At 67.6% G+C, this 19,948-nt stretch carries 18 protein-coding genes; 7 read left to right on the top strand and 11 right to left on the bottom strand.

Translation table 11 applies throughout. The features are described 5' to 3' along the window. Nucleotides 1–12: 12 nt before the first annotated feature. Nucleotides 13–1,023: a UDP-N-acetylmuramate dehydrogenase gene (gene murB, locus EHF44_RS08550; protein ID WP_124683351.1), complete on the bottom strand. Its 1,011-nt coding sequence runs from the start codon at nt 1,021–1,023 to the stop codon at nt 13–15. Between the two features lie 107 nt (nt 1,024–1,130). Here murB and EHF44_RS08555 point away from each other — a divergent pair, with 107 nt between their 5' ends. Then, entirely contained in the window at nt 1,131–1,616 is a 486-nt protein-coding gene (locus tag EHF44_RS08555; RefSeq protein WP_124683352.1) for a YajQ family cyclic di-GMP-binding protein, read from the top strand. A gap of 18 nt (nt 1,617–1,634) precedes the next feature. Here EHF44_RS08555 and EHF44_RS08560 read toward each other — a convergent pair whose 3' ends face one another. The 3 genes from EHF44_RS08560 to EHF44_RS08570 all read right to left on the bottom strand — a co-directional run bounded on the left by EHF44_RS08560 (nt 1,635) and on the right by EHF44_RS08570 (nt 3,158). Then, complete coding sequence (locus EHF44_RS08560) at nt 1,635–2,084, bottom strand: DUF192 domain-containing protein (protein WP_124683353.1); 450 nt, start codon at nt 2,082–2,084, stop codon at nt 1,635–1,637. Between the two features lie 153 nt (nt 2,085–2,237). Continuing rightward, nucleotides 2,238–2,423, bottom strand: a complete 186-nt coding sequence (locus EHF44_RS08565; RefSeq protein ID WP_124683354.1) for a hypothetical protein — start codon at nt 2,421–2,423, stop codon at nt 2,238–2,240. A 123-nt stretch (nt 2,424–2,546) separates the two neighbouring features. Then, complete coding sequence (locus EHF44_RS08570) at nt 2,547–3,158, bottom strand: pseudouridine synthase (RefSeq protein WP_124683355.1); 612 nt, start codon at nt 3,156–3,158, stop codon at nt 2,547–2,549. Between the two features lie 125 nt (nt 3,159–3,283). On the opposite strand from EHF44_RS08570, the gene icd reads away from it, so the two are divergent. Next, nucleotides 3,284–4,534 (top strand): NADP-dependent isocitrate dehydrogenase, encoded by a 1,251-nt coding sequence (gene icd / locus EHF44_RS08575; protein WP_124683356.1) that lies wholly within the window; start codon nt 3,284–3,286, stop codon nt 4,532–4,534. A gap of 210 nt (nt 4,535–4,744) precedes the next feature. Here icd and EHF44_RS08580 read toward each other — a convergent pair whose 3' ends face one another. Continuing rightward, nucleotides 4,745–4,954 carry a cold-shock protein gene (locus EHF44_RS08580; protein ID WP_124683357.1) on the bottom strand — a complete coding sequence of 70 codons (210 nt, stop codon included), beginning with the start codon at nt 4,952–4,954 and terminating at the stop codon, nt 4,745–4,747. Nucleotides 4,955–5,520: 566 nt separating this feature from the next. On the opposite strand from EHF44_RS08580, the gene clpS reads away from it, so the two are divergent. The 4 genes from clpS to EHF44_RS08600 all read left to right on the top strand — a co-directional run bounded on the left by clpS (nt 5,521) and on the right by EHF44_RS08600 (nt 10,195). After that, a complete protein-coding gene (gene clpS / locus EHF44_RS08585; RefSeq protein ID WP_049815983.1) occupies nt 5,521–5,847 on the top strand; it encodes an ATP-dependent Clp protease adapter ClpS in 327 nt (108 codons plus the stop codon). Further along, complete coding sequence (gene clpA / locus EHF44_RS08590) at nt 5,844–8,141, top strand: ATP-dependent Clp protease ATP-binding subunit ClpA (protein ID WP_124683358.1); 2,298 nt, start codon at nt 5,844–5,846, stop codon at nt 8,139–8,141. The genes clpS and clpA overlap by 4 nt, the downstream gene beginning before the upstream one ends. Before the next feature lie 195 nt (nt 8,142–8,336). Beyond that, nucleotides 8,337–9,350: a Bug family tripartite tricarboxylate transporter substrate binding protein gene (locus tag EHF44_RS08595; RefSeq protein ID WP_172966029.1), complete on the top strand. Its 1,014-nt coding sequence runs from the start codon at nt 8,337–8,339 to the stop codon at nt 9,348–9,350. After that, the gene (locus EHF44_RS08600) at nt 9,350–10,195 is read left to right on the top strand and encodes a VOC family protein (RefSeq protein ID WP_124683359.1); all 846 of its coding nucleotides are present in this window, start codon (nt 9,350–9,352) and stop codon (nt 10,193–10,195) included. Before EHF44_RS08595 ends, EHF44_RS08600 begins: the two co-directional genes overlap by 1 nt. Before the next feature lie 20 nt (nt 10,196–10,215). Here EHF44_RS08600 and dut read toward each other — a convergent pair whose 3' ends face one another. The 6 genes from dut to EHF44_RS08630 form a co-directional block, all read right to left on the bottom strand. Continuing rightward, nucleotides 10,216–10,710, bottom strand: coding sequence for a dUTP diphosphatase (dut, locus tag EHF44_RS08605; protein ID WP_124683360.1), 495 nt, complete (start codon nt 10,708–10,710; stop codon nt 10,216–10,218). Nucleotides 10,711–10,824: 114 nt separating this feature from the next. Then, entirely contained in the window at nt 10,825–11,844 is a 1,020-nt protein-coding gene (locus EHF44_RS08610; protein WP_124683361.1) for an LLM class flavin-dependent oxidoreductase, read from the bottom strand. Nucleotides 11,845–11,859: 15 nt separating this feature from the next. Continuing rightward, complete coding sequence (coaBC, locus tag EHF44_RS08615) at nt 11,860–13,059, bottom strand: bifunctional phosphopantothenoylcysteine decarboxylase/phosphopantothenate--cysteine ligase CoaBC (protein ID WP_124683362.1); 1,200 nt, start codon at nt 13,057–13,059, stop codon at nt 11,860–11,862. Nucleotides 13,060–13,324: 265 nt separating this feature from the next. Then, nucleotides 13,325–13,861 (bottom strand): signal peptidase II, encoded by a 537-nt coding sequence (gene lspA / locus EHF44_RS08620; protein WP_124683363.1) that lies wholly within the window; start codon nt 13,859–13,861, stop codon nt 13,325–13,327. Beyond that, nucleotides 13,861–16,740: an isoleucine--tRNA ligase gene (gene ileS / locus EHF44_RS08625; RefSeq protein ID WP_124683364.1), complete on the bottom strand. Its 2,880-nt coding sequence runs from the start codon at nt 16,738–16,740 to the stop codon at nt 13,861–13,863. The genes lspA and ileS overlap by 1 nt, the downstream gene beginning before the upstream one ends. A 121-nt stretch (nt 16,741–16,861) precedes the next feature. Further along, nucleotides 16,862–17,848, bottom strand: coding sequence for a bifunctional riboflavin kinase/FAD synthetase (locus EHF44_RS08630; RefSeq protein ID WP_124683365.1), 987 nt, complete (start codon nt 17,846–17,848; stop codon nt 16,862–16,864). A gap of 286 nt (nt 17,849–18,134) precedes the next feature. Here EHF44_RS08630 and EHF44_RS08635 point away from each other — a divergent pair, with 286 nt between their 5' ends. Beyond that, nucleotides 18,135–19,925 (top strand): ATP-binding response regulator, encoded by a 1,791-nt coding sequence (locus EHF44_RS08635; RefSeq protein ID WP_124683366.1) that lies wholly within the window; start codon nt 18,135–18,137, stop codon nt 19,923–19,925. The last annotated feature ends 23 nt before the right edge of the window (nt 19,926–19,948 follow it).

Raw genomic sequence — 19,948 nt, forward strand, 5'->3', positions numbered from 1 at the left:
CCCCGCCGGGGCTCAGAGGATCACCGGCTCCGGCTCGATCCTGACCCCGAACCGTGCCTGGACCGTATCCGCGATACGGTCGGCCAGCTTCAGCAGCGCGGCACCCGTGCCGCCGCCGTGGTGCACCAGCACCAGCGCCTGCTTGCCATAGACGCCCACCGGGCCGTCGTCCAGCCCCTTGAACCCGCACTGGTCGATCAGCCAGCCGGCGGCCAGCTTGTAGCTGCCGTCGGGCTGGGGATAGCTGACCAGCGCCGGGTGATCGGCCAGCAGCGCGTGGCGCTGGGCGGCCGGGACCACCGGATTCTTGAAGAACGACCCTGCATTGCCGATCCGCGCCGGATCGGGCAGCTTGCGCGAGCGGATGGCGATGACCGCGTCGCGGACCTGCGCCGCCGTCGGCGCGGCCAGGCCCTCCAGCTCGCGTGCCAGTTCGCCGTAGTTAAGCACCGGCCGCCACGCCTTGGGCAGGCGCAGCGTCACGGCCGTGATGATGTAGCGGTCGCGGCCGGCGCGCTTGAACAGGCTGTCGCGGTAGCCGAACGCGCAGGCGTCCAGGTCGAGCGTGACGAATTGCCCCGCCTGGCGGTCGTAGGCGCGCAGGCTGGCAAAGCGTTCGCGCAGTTCCACGCCGTAGGCGCCGATGTTCTGGATCGGCGCCGCGCCGGCCGTGCCGGGGATCAGCGCCAGGTTTTCCAGGCCGGGCAGGCCGTCGGCCACGGTGCGGGATACCAGCGCGTGCCAGTTCTCGCCCGCGCCGGCCGTGACGTGCCAGTTGTCGCCGTGGTCGGCCACGGCGTAGCCCGGAATCTCCATCAGCAGCACGCAGGCGTCCAGGTCTCCCGTCAGCACCACGTTGCTGCCACCCCCGAGCACCACCACGGGCATGCCGGCCGCGCGGGGGTCCGCCAGGGCGGTCACGAGGTCGGTTTCGGTGCGAATATGCGCCGCCAGGCGCGCGCGCGCATCGAAGCCGAATGTATTGTGGCGGCGCAGGGGATAAAATTCGTGAAAATCTGCCATGAAGGACGGGGAAAGCACCCCGGACCGGGGCAGGCCCCGATTATACGTAACCGTATGGACTGGCCACCGCCGCAGGCGGCGCGCCGGGCCGTGTCAGGAGAACCGAAATGCCGTCGTTTGACGTAGTGTGCGAAGCCAACATGGTGGAAGTGAAGAACGCCGTGGAGCAGGCCAACAAGGAAATTTCCACGCGCTTCGACTTCAAGGGTTCCGACGCCCGGGTCGAGCAGAAGGAAGGCGAACTGGTCGTCTTTGCCGACGACGACTTCAAGCTGGATCAGGTCAAGGACGTGCTGATCAACAAGATGGCCAAGCGCAACGTGGACGTGCGCTTCCTGGACTACGGCAAGGTCGAGAAGATCAGCGGCGACAAGGTCAAGCAGGTCGTCACGATCAAGAAGGGCGTCACCGGCGACCTGTCCAAGAAGATCGTCCGCATGATCAAGGACAGCAAGATCAAGGTCCAGGCCAGCATCCAGGGCGACGCGGTGCGCGTCTCCGGCGGCAAGCGCGACGACCTGCAGTCGGTCATCGCGCTGCTGCGCAAGGACGTGAGCGAAGCGCCGCTGGACTTCAACAACTTCCGCGACTGAGCGCCCGCCCAGCCGCCCCTACTGCGCCTGCCGCGGCTGCGGCAGGCCGCCGATTTTTGCGCCGGGCTTGATGCCCTTCTGCGCAAACCACCCCTTGTTCATCTCCAGCGCGTAGCGTACGGCCGCGCGCGGGCAGTGGTTGTCCTCGGTCTGGGGCTTCATGTCCTCGATGTTCACGATGCTGCCGTCGTCGGCCAGGAAGGCGATCGACAGCGGCAGGTTCGTGTTGCGCATCCAGAAGCAATGGCCGGCCTTTTCCTCGAAGACGAACAGCATGCCGGCGTTGGCGGGCATCGACTTGCGGTACATCAGCCCGCGCTCGCGCGCCTCGGGCGTGCCGGCCACCTCGGCCTGGATGGCATACATGCCGGCCGTCAGCGGAATGACGGGCAGCGCCGATTGCGCCTGGGCCAGGCCCGTCAGCGCGGTGGCGCCCACGGCAATCAGGTACTTGAACACGGGATGCATGGCGGTTCTTGTCGTTGGAGGTCAACTGCAGGCGAGAGCATAGCGCAGCCATGCCGCCCGTGCCCGCGCGCCGGGCATGAAAAAAGGCAGGACGCCGGGGCGCCTGCCTTGCGATGCGCGCCGCCGCGGGGGGCGGCGCGGCAGCCCGCCGTATCAGGCGGCCGGGGCCGAAGCGGCCGCCTTCTTGGCGTGCTTCTTGGTGTGCTTCTTGTGGGTGGTCTTCGCGGGCTTGGTGGCTTCCTTGGCGGCCGGCATGGCGTCGGCGGCCGGGGCCGAAGCCTGCGCGAAGGCGCCGGTAGCAAACAGGCCAACAGCCAGGGCAGCGATCAGTTTTTTCATTGCGAGTACCTCAGGAGGTTCCGAAGTTTGGAGGGTTCGACGCGTGTCAGACGTGTCACTCGCAACAACGGCACGCCATCTTATGGCGTTGACGTCGACTTTGCGACGAGTTGTAACCGCGTTTTACGGTCGTTTGCGCACATGTATTGCGCGACGGACATGTGACGCCCCCGCTGGAAGTCCCAGCATGCGGTCATCCACCTGACACCATTGGCCGGGCTTGAGCCCGAGGTCCGCCAGCGCAATGCCGCCGATGGCCGCGCGAACCAGCCGCAGCGTGGGAAAGCCCACCGCCGCCGTCATGCGCCGCACCTGCCGGTTCTTGCCTTCGCGGATCTGGATTTCGATCCATGTGGTCGGGATGGCGGCGCGGTAGCGGATCGGCGGGTCGCGGTCCCAGAGCCAGGCAGGTTCGTCAATGCACCGCGCGCCCGCCGGCAGCGTCCTGAAATCGCCGAGATCGACCCCGGCACGCAGGCGCGCCAGCGCGGCGTCGTCGGGCGTGCCCTCCACCTGGGCCAGATAGGTCTTGGCCAGCTTGTGGCGCGGATCGGCGATGCGCGCCTGCAGCGCGCCGTCGTCCGTCAGCAGCAGCAGGCCCTCGCTGTCGGCGTCGAGCCGGCCGGCCGGGTAGACGCCGGGCAGGTCGACACAATCGGCCAGCGTCGCCCGCGTGGGGTGGGCGGAGAACTGGCTCATCATCTGGTAGGGCTTGTTGAGGGCGATCAGGGTCATGGCGGCGCATTATCCCCCAGGCGGCGGTGGCCGTTACAATGCCTCGCACAACACAATCGCATCGCCGGGCGGCGCGGCCCGGCGCCAGCCATCGAGTCATCACCCATCCGCAGTTGGAGACGCATATGTATCAGCACATCAAGGTGCCGGCAGGCGAGAAGATCACGGTCAACGCCGATTTTTCGCTGAACGTGCCGGACAATCCGATCATCCCGTACATCGAGGGCGACGGCACCGGGGTCGATATCACGCCGGTGATGCTCAAGGTGGTGGACGCCGCGGTGGCCAAGGCCTACGGCGGCCGCCGCAAGATCGCCTGGATGGAGGTGTTTGCGGGCGAGAAGTCAACGCGGATCTATGGCCCGGACGTGTGGCTGCCCGACGAGACGCTGGACGTGGTCAAGGAGTACGTGGTGTCGATCAAGGGCCCGCTGACCACGCCCGTGGGCGGCGGCATCCGGTCGCTGAACGTGGCGCTGCGCCAGCAGCTCGACCTCTACGTGTGCCTGCGCCCGGTGCGCTATTTCAAGGGCGTGCCGTCGCCGGTGCGCGAGCCCGAGAAGACCGACATGGTGATCTTCCGCGAGAACTCGGAGGACATCTACGCCGGGATCGAATGGGCCGCCGGCAGCGAGGGGGCGAAGAAGCTGATCGCGTTCCTGCAGACCGAGATGGGCGTCAAGAAGATCCGCTTCCCCGAAACCTCGGCCATCGGCGTCAAGCCGGTGTCGCAGCAGGGCACGCAGCGGCTGGTGCGCAAGGCGATCCAGTACGCGATCGACAACGACAAGCCGTCGGTGACGCTGGTGCACAAGGGCAACATCATGAAGTTCACCGAGGGCGGCTTCCGCGACTGGGGCTACGAGCTGGCGCAGCAGGAATTCGGCGCCGAGCTGGTGGACGGCGGCCCGTGGTGCAAGTTCCGCAACCCGAAGACCGGCCGCGACATCGTGATCAAGGACGTCATCGCCGACGCCTTCTTGCAGCAGGTGCTGCTGCGCCCGGCCGAGTACTCGGTCATCGCCACGCTGAACCTGAACGGCGACTATATTTCCGACGCGCTGGCGGCCCAGGTGGGCGGCATCGGCATCGCGCCGGGCGCCAACATGTCCGATTCGGTGGCGATGTTCGAGGCCACCCACGGCACGGCGCCCAAGTACGCGGGCAAGGACTACGTGAATCCGGGTTCCGAGATCCTGTCGGCCGAAATGATGCTGCGCCACATGGGCTGGACCGAGGCGGCGGACCTGATCATCGACGCGATGGAAAAGTCGATCCTGTCGAAGAAGGTCACCTATGACTTTGCCCGGCTGCTGGAGGGCGCGACGCAGGTGTCGTGCTCCGGCTTCGGACAGGTGATGATCGACAACATGTAAGGCGCTGGCGGCTGACGCCAACAAAAACGCCCGGCACATGGTTCACATGGGCCGGGCGTTTTGCCGGATGCTTGGCGTACGCGCTTGTTTCAGCGTGCCCCGGTCGGGGCATTGCCCGCCGTGGCACAGGATCCCGTTCCGAAGGGGTTGCCCCCTTCCCATCCGCATTGGCCGACGCCGCTCTCGATGGCGCGTTCGGCCGCGGCGCACTCAGGCCGTCGCGTCCTGGATGTTCGTGGCTTGCTTGCCCTTCGGGCCTTGCACTACCTCGAACGACACGCGCTGGCCTTCCTTCAGCGTCTTGAAGCCCGACATCTGGATAGCCGAAAAGTGCGCAAACAGTTCTTCCTCGCCATCGTCCGGCTTGATAAACCCGAAACCCTTGGCGTCATTGAACCATTTGACGATACCGCTTGCCATAAACTCCCCCAACGAAAAAGCTGATTTCAAGCGGGGAAACCAATGGCCAGCCGAAAACCACCATCGCGGCCCGGCCAGCCCGCCCCGGTGGGAACGGTCTGCAAGCGCCGCGCAAATGAAATTCGCGTCGCCAGCCGTCGGCGTTCGTCCGAAAACGCACCGCAAATGGCTGCCTACGCCGGTCGTGGGCCTCCCTGCTCACGGAAACATCCGGTCCGGACTTTATGCTTGGCTCGCTGCCAGGCCCGGGATGTGCAAACGATTTTTCTGGCAAACGAAAATACTGTCAAGCTGGCAGATTCCCCACTCCGCGAAGGGTGTGGCAGGATTGAAACGGCCAGGAATGGTACCTTTGCCGCTGTGGTGCGACGCCCCTGCGCGGCGCCCGGCCGGCCGCCCGTTCGTGCCCCGGCATGGGTCGGCAGGCACGGGGCTTGCACCGCAAACGTGCGCGGGGCGCCCTTTGTGCGGCAGCCCACGTGCCAGCTATTTCCGACGGGCTGCCCTTGAATACCGGGCCAGTTCCCCAAATTGCAGACTTGTGAGTAAGGGTTAGAATAAAAGCCATGGCGACACGGCTGGCGAACACCCCCCAACGCGAAGCAGGCACAGTCATCGAGCGGAAAGAGCAGCAGCTCAAGCCGCCGGCGATGTACAAGGTGCTCCTGCTCAATGACGACTACACTCCGATGGAGTTTGTCGTGATGATCCTGCAGCAGTATTTCAGCAGGGACCGGGAAACGGCGACGCAGATCATGCTCACCGTCCACCGGGAAGGTAAAGGCGTTTGTGGTATCTACACGCGGGATATTGCGGCGACCAAGGTCGAGCTTGTATCAACCCATGCGCGGCAGGCGGGCCACCCGCTGCAGTGCGTGATGGAGGAAGCATGATTGCGCAAGAATTGGAAGTAAGTCTGCACATGGCCTTTGTCGAGGCTCGCCAGGCGCGCCACGAGTTCATTACCGTGGAGCACCTGCTACAGGCGCTGCTCGACAACCCCACGGCAGCGGAAGTGCTGCGCGCCTGCGCGGCCAATATCGAGGACTTGCGCACGAGTCTGAAGAACTTCATCGCCGACAACACGCCCGTGGTGCCCGGTACCGATGAAGTGGACACGCAGCCGACGCTGGGCTTCCAGCGGGTGATCCAGCGCGCCATCATGCACGTCCAGTCGACGTCGAATGGCAAGAAGGAAGTCACCGGCGCCAACGTGCTCGTGGCCATCTTCGGCGAGAAGGATTCCCACGCGGTCTACTACCTGCAGCAGCAGGGCGTTACCCGCCTGGACGTGGTCAATTTCATCAGCCACGGCATCCGCAAGGACCAGGCCGAGCCGGCCAAGCACGGGGAAGGCAATCCCGAGGGCGAGGGCGGCGACGGCAAGGAAAGCCCGCTGGAGCAATACACCCAGAACCTGAACGCGCTGGCCAAGGCTGGCAAGATCGACCCGCTGATCGGCCGCGACAGCGAGGTGGAGCGCGTGGTGCAGGTGCTGTGCCGCCGGCGCAAGAACAACCCGCTGCTGGTGGGCGAGGCCGGCGTGGGCAAGACCGCCATTGCCGAGGGCCTGGCGTGGCGCATCACCAAGAACGAAGTGCCGGACATCCTGGAAAAGGCCACCGTGTACTCGCTCGACATGGGCGCGCTGCTGGCCGGCACCAAGTACCGCGGCGATTTCGAGCAGCGGCTCAAGGGCGTGCTGAAGTCGCTCAAGGACAATCCGAACGCCATCCTGTTCATCGACGAAATCCACACGCTGATCGGCGCGGGCGCCGCATCGGGCGGCACGCTGGACGCCAGCAACCTGCTCAAGCCGGCGCTGTCGTCGGGCCAGCTCAAGTGCGTCGGCGCGACCACGTTCACCGAATATCGCGGCATTTTCGAGAAAGATGCGGCCTTGTCGCGCCGGTTCCAGAAGATCGACGTGGTCGAGCCCTCGGTGGACCAGACCGTGCAGATCCTGCGCGGCCTGAAGTCGCGCTTCGAGGAGCACCACGGCGTCAAGTACGCGGCGTCGGCGCTGACCGCGGCGGCGGAGCTGTCGGCCCGGTTCATCACCGACCGCCACCTGCCGGACAAGGCCATCGATGTGATCGATGAGGCAGGCGCCGCGCAGCGCATCCTGCCGAAGTCCAAGCAGAAGAAGACGATCGGCAAGGGCGAGATCGAGGATATCGTCTCGCGCATCGCCCGCATCCCGCCGCAGAGCGTGAACCAGGACGACCGCAGCAAGCTGCAGACGCTGGAGCGCGACCTGAAGTCGGTGGTGTTCGGCCAGGACCCGGCCATCGAGGCGCTGTCGTCGGCCATCAAGATGTCGCGGGCCGGGCTGGGCAAGACCGACAAGCCGATCGGCTCGTTCCTGTTCTCTGGCCCCACCGGCGTGGGCAAGACCGAAGTCGCCAAGCAGCTCGCGTTCATCATGGGCATCGAGCTGTTGCGCTTCGACATGTCGGAATACATGGAGCGCCACGCGGTCAGCCGCCTGATCGGTGCGCCGCCGGGATACGTCGGGTTTGACCAGGGCGGCCTGCTGACCGAAGCCGTCACCAAGAAGCCGCACTGTGTGCTGCTGCTCGATGAGATTGAAAAGGCACATCCGGACATCTTCAACATTCTGCTGCAGGTCATGGACCATGGCTCGCTGACCGACAACAACGGTCGCCGCGCCGACTTCCGCAACGTGATCATCATCATGACCACGAACGCGGGGGCCGAGACGATGAACCGCGCGACGATCGGCTTCACCACGGCGCGCGAGCAGGGCGACGAGATGGCCGACATCAAGCGCATGTTCACGCCCGAGTTCCGCAACCGGCTGGATGCGACGATCAGCTTCCGTGCGCTGGACGAGGAAATCATCCTGCGCGTGGTGGACAAGTTCCTGATGCAGCTCGAAGAGCAACTGCACGAGAAGAAGGTGGAAGCCAGCTTCTCGGACAAGCTGCGCAAGTACCTGGCGCGCAAGGGCTTCGACCCGCTGATGGGCGCGCGCCCGATGCAGCGCCTGATCCAGGACATGATCCGCAAGGCGCTGGCCGACGAGCTGCTGTTCGGCAAGCTGGTCACCGGCGGCAAGGTGGCGGTGGACCTGGACGACGCGGACCTGATCAAGCTGACGTTCTCGGAAGCCGATCCGGAACCGCCCGAGGCGCCGGAGAGCGAGCAGCGCGCCGAGGTCTGAGCGCGGCCGATCTCCCGTATCGCCGAATCGATGGCCGGGCCTGTCCCGGCCATTTTTGCGTCCGATTGTTCCAGTTCTGGGCGATCACCGACGGTTCTCCCAGCAGGTTGGGCGATCATCGGGCAAAATACGCGGCGGCGGCCTGCCGCCTTTTCCCGATTCCGCGGCCGTCCGGCCGCCCAGCCCGAGTCACAGATGTCTTCTCCCGACCGCATGCGGCTACGCCGCCTGCTGCTCAAGTCCCTGCCGGCCAGCGCCTTGCCCGTGGCCTCCCTTGCCGGTCTTGCCCGGATGGCCCACGCCGCGGAACCGGCCACGAGCGGCCGTCCCATCTCGATGGTCCTGCCGTTCCCGCCCGGAGGCAGCGTCGATATCGTGGCCCGGCAACTGCAGCCGGGGCTAAAGACGGCGCTGGGGCAGACCGTGGTCGTCGACAACAAGCCCGGCGCCGGCGGCCTCATTGCCAGCAGCGCCGTGGCGCGCGCCAAGCCGGACGGCAGCACGCTGCTGATGGCGTTCGATACCCACGCGATCAACCCGTTCGCGTACAAGAACCTGCCGTACGACACGTTCAAGGACTTCACGCCGATCACCCAGCTCGTGCGCTTTCCGCTTGTGATTGCCGCCAACCCGGCGCTATCGGCGTCGAACGTGCGCGAATTGATCGACCTGGCCAAGACCCACCCGAATGGCGTGCGCTTTGCATCGTCGGGCATCGGCAGCCTGAACCAGCTTGCCGCCGAGGCGCTGGCCACCGAGGCCGGCGTGCACTTCCTGCACGTGCCCTACAAGGGCGGCGGCCCGGCCGTGCAGGCGGTGCTGGCTGGCGAAGTCGACCTGTTCTTCAGCAGCTACGCCGCCGTGCAGGCGCATATCGCCGCGAAGACCATCAAGGTGCTGGGCGTGACCGGCTCCAGCCGCATCAAGCAACTGCCGCAGGTGCCGACCGTGGCCGAGCAGGGCTACAAGGGGTTCGAGGCGTACTCGTGGATCGGCGTCTTCGGCCCGGCGCACATGCAGGCCGACACGGTCACGCGGCTCCATGACGCGCTGGCCGCGTCGATCCGCCAGCCCAAGGTGGTGGAAGCGCTGACGGCCCAGGGCTTCGAGATTGCCGTTGGCTCGCCGGCCGACCTGGGCCACCTGGTGCGCCACGAGCACGACAAATGGCAGGCGGTGGCGCGCAAGGCCAACATCCAGTTCGATTGATGACCACGCCGACGGACCCGTTCGACCACGCCGTCATCGTCTGCAACGACCTCGATGCCGCCGCCGCGCGCTGGCGCCGGCTCGGGTTCACGCTGACGCCGCGCGGCTTTCACACGCTGGGCTCGCAGAATCACTGCATCATGCTGGCGCGCGACTACCTGGAACTGCTGCACGTGACCGCGCCCAGCCCCAGCCGCCAGTATTACTGGGACGCCCAGCAGCGCGGCGACGGCTGTGCCGCCATGTCGTGCAAGAGCCGCGATGCGTTTGCCACGGCCGACCGGCTGCGCGCGGCCGGCTTCCAGCCGTCGGACCCCATCGAGTTCTCGCGCCCGGTGCGCCTGGACGACGGCAGCGAGCATCCCGCCACGTTCCGCGTCACCGCGCTGGACCACGCGCCCGGCGCACGCTACTTCGTCTGCGAACACCGCACGCCCGACCTGCTCTGGCGCCCCGAGTGGACGGCGCACGCCAATGGCGCGCAGGCGATTGCGGCAACGTATCTGGTGGTGGAGGCCGGGCAGGTGGCCGCGACGGCCGAAGCCTACGCCACGTTGACCGGCGCGGCCATCGGGCAGGCGACTGGCGAAATGGCGATGCTCGACGTCGCCGGGGCCTCGTTCGTGATCGTGGCCCCGCAGGCGCTGGCCGATGCGGCCGACGTGCCGGGGCTCAAGGCATCGTCCGCCGGCTACGCGGCGATCCGGCTGACAACGTCGGACCTGTCCGCGGCCCGCCGTGGCTGGCAGGCGCAGGGCGTGGCGGCGGTCGACATGTCGCCCACGGTGTCGCTGATCCCGGCCGCCGAGGCCAATGGCGTCGCGCTGATCTTCGAGCAGCGCTAAGGGTCGGCCGGGGCGGGGGCTTACCCCTTGGCGTGCGCCACGCCGGTGGAACCAAAGCCGCCGGCGCCGCGCGCCGAATCTTCCGAGAAGGTCTCGACGGTCTGGAACACGGGCCGCAGCACCGGCACGAACATCATCTGCGCGATGCGCTCGCCCGGCTGGATTACGATGGGGTCGCTGCCCGGCGCGTTGCGGTTCCAGACGCTGACCATGATCTGGCCCTGGTAGTCGGCGTCGATCACGCCGATCGAGTTGCCCAGCACCAGCCCTTTCTTGTGGCCCAGGCCCGAGCGCGGCACGATCGTCGCGCACATGAACGGATTGGCCATGTGCACGGCGATGCCGGCCGGCACCAGTTGCGCGGCCGTGCCCGGCGCGATGGTCAGCGGGCCGTCGACGCACGCGTGCAGGTCGATGGCGGCGGCCATGTCGCTCTGGTAGGCGGGCAGGCCCCAGTCGTTCAGGCGGGCGTCGAGCACCTTGATCTCGACGGTCGGGTTCGCGGCTACGGTCATGGATTCGGTTTCCTGCGGCACCCCGGGCGCACCGGGGATCGTTGGATCGGTGGATCGGGAAAGGCGGCATGATACCGCGCCGCCCCGGCCGATCAGACACTTCCCGGCGGTACTTCAGCCCTGCAGGTCGAATGCCTCGGCCAGCAACTGATAGGTGCGCAGCCGCGCCTGGTACGACGCCGTCACGCTCAGCACCACCAGCTCGTCGGCGGCAAAGCGGTCCTGCAGCGCCAGCATGCGCTCGGCAACCTGCGCCGGCGTACCGCAGAGAGTGCGCGGCCGCTCGCGTTCGATGATCAGGCGGTCGCGCTCGGTGGGCGTGAAATCGGCCGCCTGCGCCAGCGACGGGATTGGCGCGTTCACGCCATACGCCATCTGCAGCCGGCGGATGTCCACCGCCCGCGCCAGCGCCTCGGCCTCGGCCTCCGTATCGGCGCAGATCACGAACACGGCCGCCGCGCTGTAGGGCGCGTCATCGTAGCCGGGCGCGAAGTCCTCGCGATACTGCCGCGCCACCAGGTCCCCGTGATGGGCGTTGATGAAATGCGCGAACGCGAAGCGCAGGCCCAGCCGCGCGGCCAGCGCGCCGCCGAAATCGCTCGACCCCAGCACCCAGAGTTCGGGCCGCGTGTCGATGGCCGGCTGCAGCAGCACGCCCTCGGCCAGGTGGTCGGGCGGTACCTCGCCACGCAGCAAAAACGCCAGGTCCTGCACCTGCTGCGGAAACTGGTCGCCACGGTTGTACTGGCCCATCGCCACGGCCTGCGCGGTGCGCATGTCGCCGCCGGGCGCGCGGCCCACGGCCAAGTCGATCCGGTTCGGAAACAGCCCTTCAAGCATGCGGAACTGCTCGGCCACCTTGAACGGGCTGTAGTAGGGCAGCATCACGCCGCCCGAGCCCAGGCGGATGCGCCGCGTCACGCTGCCCAGCCGGGCCAGCATGACCTCGGGCGCCGGGTTGCAGACGCCGTGCAGGCCGTGGTGCTCGGCGCACCAGTAGCGGGTGTAGCCGAGTTCGTCGGCCAGTTGCGCCAGTTCCACCGTGGCGGCCAGCGCGTCGCGGGCGGTATGGCCGTGGATGACCGGGCTCTGGTCCAGCACCGACAGGCGCAGCTTGGGACGGGTATCGCTCATGGCAGGGCTGGGGTGTCAGACGGACTTGCGCGGCAGGCGCTGGCCGATGGCGGCCACCAGCGCGCGGGCCAGCGACAGCTTGTCGGCGCGCGGCAGGCGCGTCATGCCCTGGGCATCGAACAGGACGATCTCGTTGTCGTCCAGGCCGAACGTATGGTGGCCGATGTTGCCCACCAGCAGCGGCACGCCCTTGCGCTGGCGCTTCTGCTCGCCATACTGCTCCAGGTTCTCGCTCTCGGCGGCAAAGCCCACGCAGTAGGGCGCATCGGCGCGGGCGGCCACGGCCGCCAGGATGTCCGGGTTTTGCACGAACTGCAGCGTCGGCGTGTCGGTATCGTTGGCCTTCTTGAGCTTCTGCTGGGCGATCTCGGCCGGCCGCCAGTCGGCCACGGCGGCCACGGCCACGAAGATGTCCACGCCGCGCAGCTGCGCCATCACGGCATCGTGCATCTGCTGGGCGCTGCGGATATCGGTACGCGCCACGCCGCGCGGGGTGGGCAGCGCGGTAGGGCCGGCCACCAGCAGCACCTCGGCGCCGGCCTCGCGGGCGGCGCGGGCGATGGCAAAGCCCATCTTGCCCGACGACAGGTTGGTGATGCCGCGCACGGGGTCGATGGCCTCGAACGTCGGCCCGGCCGTGATCAGCATGCGCTTGCCCTGCAGCGGCTTGGGCTGGAAGAAGGCGACGAGGTCGTCGACCAGTTCCTCGGGCTCCAGCATGCGGCCGTCGCCAATCTCGCCGCACGCCTGGTCGCCGGTGCCGGGGCCCAGGATCGTCACGCCATCGGCGCGCAACTGGGCGGCATTGCGCTGCGTCGGCGCGGCGGCCCACATCTGGCGGTTCATCGCCGGGGCCACCAGCAGCGGGCATTCGCGCGCGATGCAGAGCGTGGTCAGCAGGTCGTCACAGAGGCCGTTGGCCACCTTGGCCAGGAAGTCAGTGGACGCCGGCGCGATCAGGATGGCGTCGGCCTCGCGCGAGAGGTCGATGTGCGCCATGTTGTTGTCCACGCGCGCATCCCACTGCGACAGGAACACCGGCCGCCCGGACAGCGCCTGCATCGTGACCGGCGTGATGAAGTGCGTTGCCGCCTCGGTCATCGCCACCTGCACGGTGGCGCCAGCCTTGGTCAGCAGCCGGACCAGCTCGGCCGACTTGTAGCAGGCGATGCCGCCAGTCAGGCCGAGGACGATGTGCTTGCCGCGCAAATCCATGGGGAACGCTCTTCAGAAAATCGGGGGTTCCGCATGATACCGCTGGCGGGGGGGATGTGCTGGGGGGCTTGCGTTGCCGGGATGGCTGCAGGCGCCGGAGGGCGGTTCCCCTCTCCCGCAAGCGGGAAAGGGGCCAGGGGAGAGGGCAGTCGCCTGGAGCACTAGTCCGGCTGGCCAGCCTGCGGCAGGCTTGCCCTCACCGGGGCAGGACGGTGGAAATCCGCGCGTGGCGGCTTTGGAGAGCGGGGCGGCAGGAATCCGCTGCTCAGTGCCGCCTTACCCGCCGCAGTTCGTCCACGATCAGCAGGACGGCGCCCAGCGTAATGGCGCAGTCGGCCACGTTGAAGGCCGGGAAGTGCGTGTTGCGCCAGTGGAAGTCCAGGAAGTCGATCACGTGGCCGTGGATCACGCGGTCTACCACGTTGCCCACCGCGCCGCCCAGGATCAGCGATACGGCCAGGCAGAACAGCTTCTGGCCCGTGTGGCGGTACAGCAGCCAGACGATGAAGCCGCCCACCGCCACGCCCAGCAGCGTGAAGAACCAGCGCTGCCAGCCGCCGGCGTCGGCCAGGAAGCTGAACGCGGCGCCCTTGTTGTAGACCAGCACGAGATTGAAGAAATTGGTGACCGGCCGCGACTCGGCGTACTGGAACGAGCGCGTGATCAGGACCTTGAAGAACTGGTCGATCATCACCACCAGCAGCGCAAAGGCCATCCACAGCCACGGCGTGACGTTGGCGCCCGACTTGCTCTTGCCGCGCGACGAACCGGCGCGCGAGGAACGGGTAGAGGACGTGGCCATCAGGCGTGGCTCCTGTGCTCGCCGGCGCCGAACAGGTTGCTGTCGCAGCGGCCGCAAAGGGTGGGATGGGCGGGGTTGTGGCCCACGTCGGCGCGGTAGTGCCAGCAGCGCTCGCACTTGGCGTGCTGCGACGGCGTGACCGTCACCAGCAGGTCGCCGCCCTCGGGCGCCGCCGTGACCTTGGCGGCCGACGTCAGCAGCACGAAGCGCAGGTCGTCGTCCAGGCTCTGCAGCGCGGCCAGCACCGGCCCGCCCGCGGCGATCGTCACCTCGGCCTGCAGCGACGACCCGATGTCGCCTTCCACGCGCACCGCTTCAAGCTGGCGCGTGACCTCGGCGCGCACGGCGCGGATCTCGTGCCACTTCTGCAGCAGGTCGTCGGCGTCGTCCACGGCCGGCACCTCGTAGTAGGTGCTCGTGAAGATCGTGTCGGTGTGCGCGGTGCCGTGCTGGAACACCTGCCAGGCTTCCTCGGCCGTGAACGACAGGAACGGCGCCATCCAGTGCAGCATCGACTGGGTGATGTGGTACAGCGCGTTCTGCGCGGCGCGGCGGGCCTGCGAGTCGGCCGCCGTGGTGTACAGGCGGTCCTTCAGCACGTCCAGGTAGAAGCCGCCCAGGTCTTCGGAGCAGAACGTCTGGAGCTTGGCCACCACCGGGTGGAACTCGTACTGCTGGTAATGCGACAGCACTTCCTTCTGCAGGCGGTCGGTCAGGGCCACGGCGTAGCGGTCGATCTCCAGCCATTCCGACGCCGGCAGCGCGTGTCTGGCGTGGTCGTAGTCGGTCAGGTTGGCCAGCAGGAAGCGCAGCGTGTTGCGGATGCGGCGGTAGCCTTCCACCACGCGCTTGAGGATCTCGTCGGAGATCGACAGCTCGCCCGAGTAGTCGGTCGATGCCACCCACAGGCGGATGATCTCGGCGCCCATCTTGTTCGAGATGTCCTGCGGCGCCACCGTGTTGCCGATGGACTTCGACATCTTGCGGCCCTCGCCGTCGACCGTGAAGCCGTGCGTCAGCAGCGCCTTGTAGGGCGGCTTGCCGTACAGCATCGACGCGGTCAGCAGCGACGAGTGGAACCAGCCGCGATGCTGGTCGGAGCCTTCCAGGTACAGGTCGGCCAGGCGGCCATCGGGCGTGTCGGCCGACGGCTCGTACAGTTTGTCGCGGTGCGAGCCGCGGATCACGGTCCAGTGCGTGGTGCCGGAGTCGAACCAGACGTCCAGCGTGTCGCGGTTCTTCTCGTACAGCGCGGCCTCGTCGCCCAGCAGTTCCTTCGGGTCGAGCGACTGCCACGCCTCGATGCCGCCCTTTTCCACGCGCCGGGCCACTTCTTCCAGCAGCGCGGGCGTATTCGGGTGCAGCGCGCCGGTTTCCTTGTGGACGAAGAACGCCATCGGCACGCCCCACTGGCGCTGGCGCGACAGCGTCCAGTCCGGCCGGTTGGCGATCATGTTGTGCAGCCGCTGCTTACCCCACGACGGGTAGAACTCGGTGGCCTCGATGCCGGCCAGCGCCGTCGCGCGCAGCGTCGGGCCGTTGTCGGCCGGATCCACGTCCATGCCCGCGAACCACTGCGAAGTGGCGCGGTAGATGATCGGCGTCTTGTGGCGCCAGCAGTGCATGTAGCTGTGCTCGTACTTGTGCGAGTTGAACAGGTTGCCCGACTCACGTAGTACTTCCACGATTTTCGGATTCGCGTCCCAGATCGACAGGCCGCCGAACAGCGGCAGCGTGCTGGCGTAGACGCCATCGCCCATCACCGGGCTGATGATGTCCGCATCCGGCATGCCGTGCGCCTTGCACGACTGGAAATCCTCCACGCCATAGGCCGGGGCCGAGTGGACGATGCCGGTGCCGGTGTCGGTCGTGACGTAGTCGCCCAGGTAGACCGGCGCCGTGCGCGCGTAGCCGGCGTCCATCGTTGCCAGCGGATGGTGGAAGCGGACCTCGGTCAGCGCGTCGCCACGGGCGGTGGCCACCACGGTGCCTTCCAGCGCGTAGGTCTTCAGTTGCTCCTCGACGCGGTCCTTGGCCAGGATCAGGAAGCCGCGCGGCGTGTCCACCAGCGCGTATTCGACTTCCGGATGCATGTTCAGCGCCTGGTTCGACGGGATTGTCCACGGCGTGGTGGTCCAGATCACGATCCAGCCCGGCTTGCCTTCAAGCTGGGCCAGCGGCACGTGGAAGGCGTGGGCGATCTTGTCGGTCTCCGCGAACGGGAAGCCGACGTCGATCGACAGGTCGACCTTGTCCTTGTATTCCACCTCGGCCTCGGCCAGCGCCGAGCCGCAGTCGAAGCACCAGTTCACCGGCTTCAGGCCGCGGAACACGTAGCCTTTCTCCATGATCTTGCCCAGCGCGCGCAGCTCGTCGGCTTCGTTGCTGAAGTTCATGGTCAGGTACGGGTTGTCCCAGTCGCCCAGCACGCCCAGGCGCTCGAAGTCCTTCTTCTGGCGGGCGATCTGTTCGGTGGCGTAGGCGCGTGCCTTGGACTGCACTTCCTGCACGGGCAGGCCCTTGCCGAACTGTTTTTCGATCTGGATCTCGATCGGCATGCCATGGCAGTCCCAGCCCGGCACGTAGACGGCGTCCAGCCCGGTCAGGCCGCGCGCCTTGATGATCATGTCCTTGAGGACCTTGTTCACGGCGTGGCCGATGTGGATGTCGCCGTTGGCGTACGGGGGGCCGTCATGCAGCACAAACTTCTTGGCGCCCTTGCGGGCCGCGCGGATCTTCTTGTAGATCTGCTTGTCCTGCCACTGCTTGACCCACTGCGGCTCGCGCTTGGGCAGGTCGCCGCGCATCGGGAACGGGGTATCCAGCAGGTTCACCGGATACTTGCTTTTTTCGGGCTTGGCGCGTTTGTCGTCGGACATGGTCGATTCTCGGGGCAATTCGTCGGGCGCGCGGCGGGCGTTGGCCGCCGCGCGCGGATCATTCTGGGCAAGGCGGGGCGGGTCCCGGCGGCGCGCTGCGGTGGCGGCGCGCTGCCGGCCGCTAGCTAATTCGGTCGGTCGCGGAGGTGGCGAAGTCGCGGCGGCCGCTGCCGTCGGGCGCCGCCAGGCCAAAGAACGCGCGGGCGTCGTCGGCATCCTTGGCAATCGCGGCGGTCAGCGCCTCCAGCGAGTGGAAGCGCGCCTCGTCGCGCAGCTTCTTCATGAATTCCACGCGCACCAGCTTGCCGTACAGGTTCTGGCTCACGTCGAACAGGTGCACTTCCAGCAGCACGCGGCCCGCGTCTTCCACGGTCGGCCGCACGCCGATGCTGGCCACGCCGGGCAGCGGCTGGTCGGCGATGCCGTGCACCTGCACCACGAAGATGCCGTTCACGGCCGGGCGCTTGTGCGTAATCCGCAGGTTCAGCGTGGGGAAGCCGAGGTTGCGGCCCAGCTTGCGGCCGTGGATCACGTGGCCGCTGATCGCGTAGCCGTGGCCCAGCAGACGGCGGGCATGCTCCAGGTCGCCGTCGGCCAGCGCCTGGCGCACGGCCGAGCTGGAGATCCGGATGCCGCCTTCGGACACCGAGCCCATCTGCTCGACGTCGAAGCCGAACTGGCGGCCGGCCTGCTGCAGGTAGGCAAAGTCGCCCGCGCGGCGGGCGCCGAAGCGGAAATCGTCGCCCACCAGCACCCAGCGGGCGTGCAGGCCGTTCCAGAGCACGTTCTCGACGAACGCCTGCGGCGACTGGGCGGCAAAATGGGCGTTGAAATGCTCGACCACCACGCGGTCCACGCCATTGCGGCGCAGTGCGTCGAGCTTGTCGCGCAGCAGGGCAATGCGGGTGGGGGCGTGTTCGGGCGCGAAGAACTCGCGCGGATGCGGCTCGAACGTCATGACGCACAGCGGCAGGCCGCGGGCGTCGGCCGCGGCGCGGGCGCGCGCGAGCAACGACTGGTGGCCGCGATGCACACCGTCGAAATTGCCGATGGTGAGCGCGCAGGGCGCCCGGCTTTCGGCGTTGGGCAGGCCGCGGAAGACTTTCACGAGGACGGCGGACGAGCGTTTCAGGGAAAGCGAGCATTATAAGGCGAATGGCCCGCCCTGCCGCCGCTTGTCCCGGTTTTGCCGGACCGGGCCTGGTGCCAGTGTCGCCAAGCTGCCCACAAATGGCGAAATTGTGGCGCCATGCGCCACCCCGCGATGGCGCAGCGCCGCAAAAGCCGGCATGATATGCGCGATTCAGAACAAGAACCGCGCGATTCCTGCAACAGTCGCCGCCGTCCGGGTCGGGTTGCAGCGGAATGTCGTCGCCTTACATGCCAGGCCACACTTGAACGCGCTGCTAAACAAGATCCTGCCGCCCCCAGGGCCGCAACTGGATACCGAGACGCGGGCCAAACTGCTGGCCACCGTCCACCGCGTATCGCCCACCGCCATTGCATCTTCCGTGCTGCTGCCCACGCTGACCGCCTGGGCCTTCTGGCGCGAAGCCAACCACGCCGCGCTGCTGATCTGGTGCGCCATCATGCTGCTGCTCACCGCCGGGGGTAGCTGGTTCTACTTCGGTTACCAGCGCGACAGCGGCAAGATGAGCCGTTCGGCGCACACGCGGAAGTGGTGGAACAACATGCGCGCCATCGCGTTCCTGACCGGGCTGACCTGGGGCAGCTCGGCCGTGCTGCACCTGTATACAGAGTCGGTGGTGTTCTCCAGCGTGCTGTACCTGCTGACGCTCGGCGTGCTGGCCGGCGGCGCCACGTCCCAGTCGCCGATCCCGTCGAACCTCGTCTTTGCCGGCGTGCCGATCCTGGTGCCCAACATCCTGCTGGCCGACTTTGCCTTCCCCGGCCATGGCGGCTTTGTGCAGATCCTGCTGGTCGTCTACGCGCTGATGCTGGCGCGCCACTCGCTGAACCTGCAGCACACGCTGGTGCGCGCCATCCAGCTCGAATCGGAAAGCCGCCGGCTGGCCAAGCAGTTCCAGGAGGAAAAGGAGCGCGCGCTGCACGCCAGCGAGGAAAAGTCGCGCTTCCTGGCGGCGGCCAGCCACGACCTGCGCCAGCCCGTGCATGCGCTGGTGATGCTGGTGGAAGCGTTGCGCGCGCGCAACCAGTCCAGCGCGCTGCATCCGCTGGTGGAGCAGGTGGCCGCCGGCACGCAGACCATCGACCTGTTGTTCCGGTCGCTGCTGGACCTGTCCAAGCTCGAAGGCCGCAAGGTCCTGCCCACGCTGGAACCGTGCGAGCTGCACGTGCTGATCCACGACGTGATGAGCCAGTTCGCGGCCGACGCGCGCGAAAGCGGCCTGACGCTGACGCCGCGCGTGCCCGACGAACTCTATGCGATGGCCGAGCCCGTGCTGCTGCGCCGCGCGCTGTTCAACCTCGTGCAGAACGCGCTGCGCTACACCAGGCGGGGCGGCATCCTGATCACCGCGCGCCAGCGCCGCAAGCACGTGCGCGTGGAAGTGTGGGATACCGGCGCCGGCATCACGCCCGAGCACCTGCCCGAGATCTTCTCGCCGTACTACCAGGTCCACAACCCGCAGCGCGACCCGTCGCAGGGGCTGGGGCTGGGCCTGGCCATCTTCAAGGAATGCGTGCGGCTGATGCGCGGCACCTACGGCGTGCGGTCGGTGCCGGGCAAGGGGTCGGTGTTCTGGTTCGCGCTGGCGCCGGTGCCGGCCGAGACCGTCGATAACGTCCGCGCCATGCGTGCCAACGCGCAGGCCGAGGAAGCGCGGCAGGACCGCCTGCGCGGCACGGTGCTGGTGGTGGACGACGACAGCCAGATCCGCAAGGCGTGGATCGCGCTGATGGAGGCGTGGGGCATCCGCGTGGCCTGCGCCGCCCACGGGCAGGAGGCCGATGCGCTGTTCGCCAAGGGGCTCAAGCCGGACATCATCTTCTGCGACCTGCGCCTGCCCGGCAACGAGAACGGGCTGGACCTGCTGGAACGCTGGCAGACCACGCAGCCGCAGGCGCGCAGCGCGCTGCTGACCGGCGACCTGAAATCGGCGGCGCTGCTGGCGGCCGAGGACGCCGGCTACTTCGTGCTGCCCAAGCCGGTGGACCCGGCCAACCTGCGCATGCTGCTGCGCCGCTGGCTGCAGGCCGGCTGAGACCGTCAGGCATCGCCGCAAAC

The sequence above is a fragment of the Cupriavidus pauculus genome (assembly GCF_003854935.1).
Classification (GTDB): domain Bacteria; phylum Pseudomonadota; class Gammaproteobacteria; order Burkholderiales; family Burkholderiaceae; genus Cupriavidus; species Cupriavidus pauculus_C.

Coding starts and splice junctions, on each gene's coding strand:
- murB (WP_124683351.1), bottom strand. CDS start 1,023: ATGGCAGATTTTCACGAATTTTATCCCCTGCGCCGCCACAATACATTC.
- EHF44_RS08555 (WP_124683352.1), top strand. CDS start 1,131: ATGCCGTCGTTTGACGTAGTGTGCGAAGCCAACATGGTGGAAGTGAAG.
- EHF44_RS08560 (WP_124683353.1), bottom strand. CDS start 2,084: ATGCATCCCGTGTTCAAGTACCTGATTGCCGTGGGCGCCACCGCGCTG.
- EHF44_RS08565 (WP_124683354.1), bottom strand. CDS start 2,423: ATGAAAAAACTGATCGCTGCCCTGGCTGTTGGCCTGTTTGCTACCGGC.
- EHF44_RS08570 (WP_124683355.1), bottom strand. CDS start 3,158: ATGACCCTGATCGCCCTCAACAAGCCCTACCAGATGATGAGCCAGTTC.
- icd (WP_124683356.1), top strand. CDS start 3,284: ATGTATCAGCACATCAAGGTGCCGGCAGGCGAGAAGATCACGGTCAAC.
- EHF44_RS08580 (WP_124683357.1), bottom strand. CDS start 4,954: ATGGCAAGCGGTATCGTCAAATGGTTCAATGACGCCAAGGGTTTCGGG.
- clpS (WP_049815983.1), top strand. CDS start 5,521: ATGGCGACACGGCTGGCGAACACCCCCCAACGCGAAGCAGGCACAGTC.
- clpA (WP_124683358.1), top strand. CDS start 5,844: ATGATTGCGCAAGAATTGGAAGTAAGTCTGCACATGGCCTTTGTCGAG.
- EHF44_RS08595 (WP_172966029.1), top strand. CDS start 8,337: ATGTCTTCTCCCGACCGCATGCGGCTACGCCGCCTGCTGCTCAAGTCC.
- EHF44_RS08600 (WP_124683359.1), top strand. CDS start 9,350: ATGACCACGCCGACGGACCCGTTCGACCACGCCGTCATCGTCTGCAAC.
- dut (WP_124683360.1), bottom strand. CDS start 10,710: ATGACCGTAGCCGCGAACCCGACCGTCGAGATCAAGGTGCTCGACGCC.
- EHF44_RS08610 (WP_124683361.1), bottom strand. CDS start 11,844: ATGAGCGATACCCGTCCCAAGCTGCGCCTGTCGGTGCTGGACCAGAGC.
- coaBC (WP_124683362.1), bottom strand. CDS start 13,059: ATGGATTTGCGCGGCAAGCACATCGTCCTCGGCCTGACTGGCGGCATC.
- lspA (WP_124683363.1), bottom strand. CDS start 13,861: ATGGCCACGTCCTCTACCCGTTCCTCGCGCGCCGGTTCGTCGCGCGGC.
- ileS (WP_124683364.1), bottom strand. CDS start 16,740: ATGTCCGACGACAAACGCGCCAAGCCCGAAAAAAGCAAGTATCCGGTG.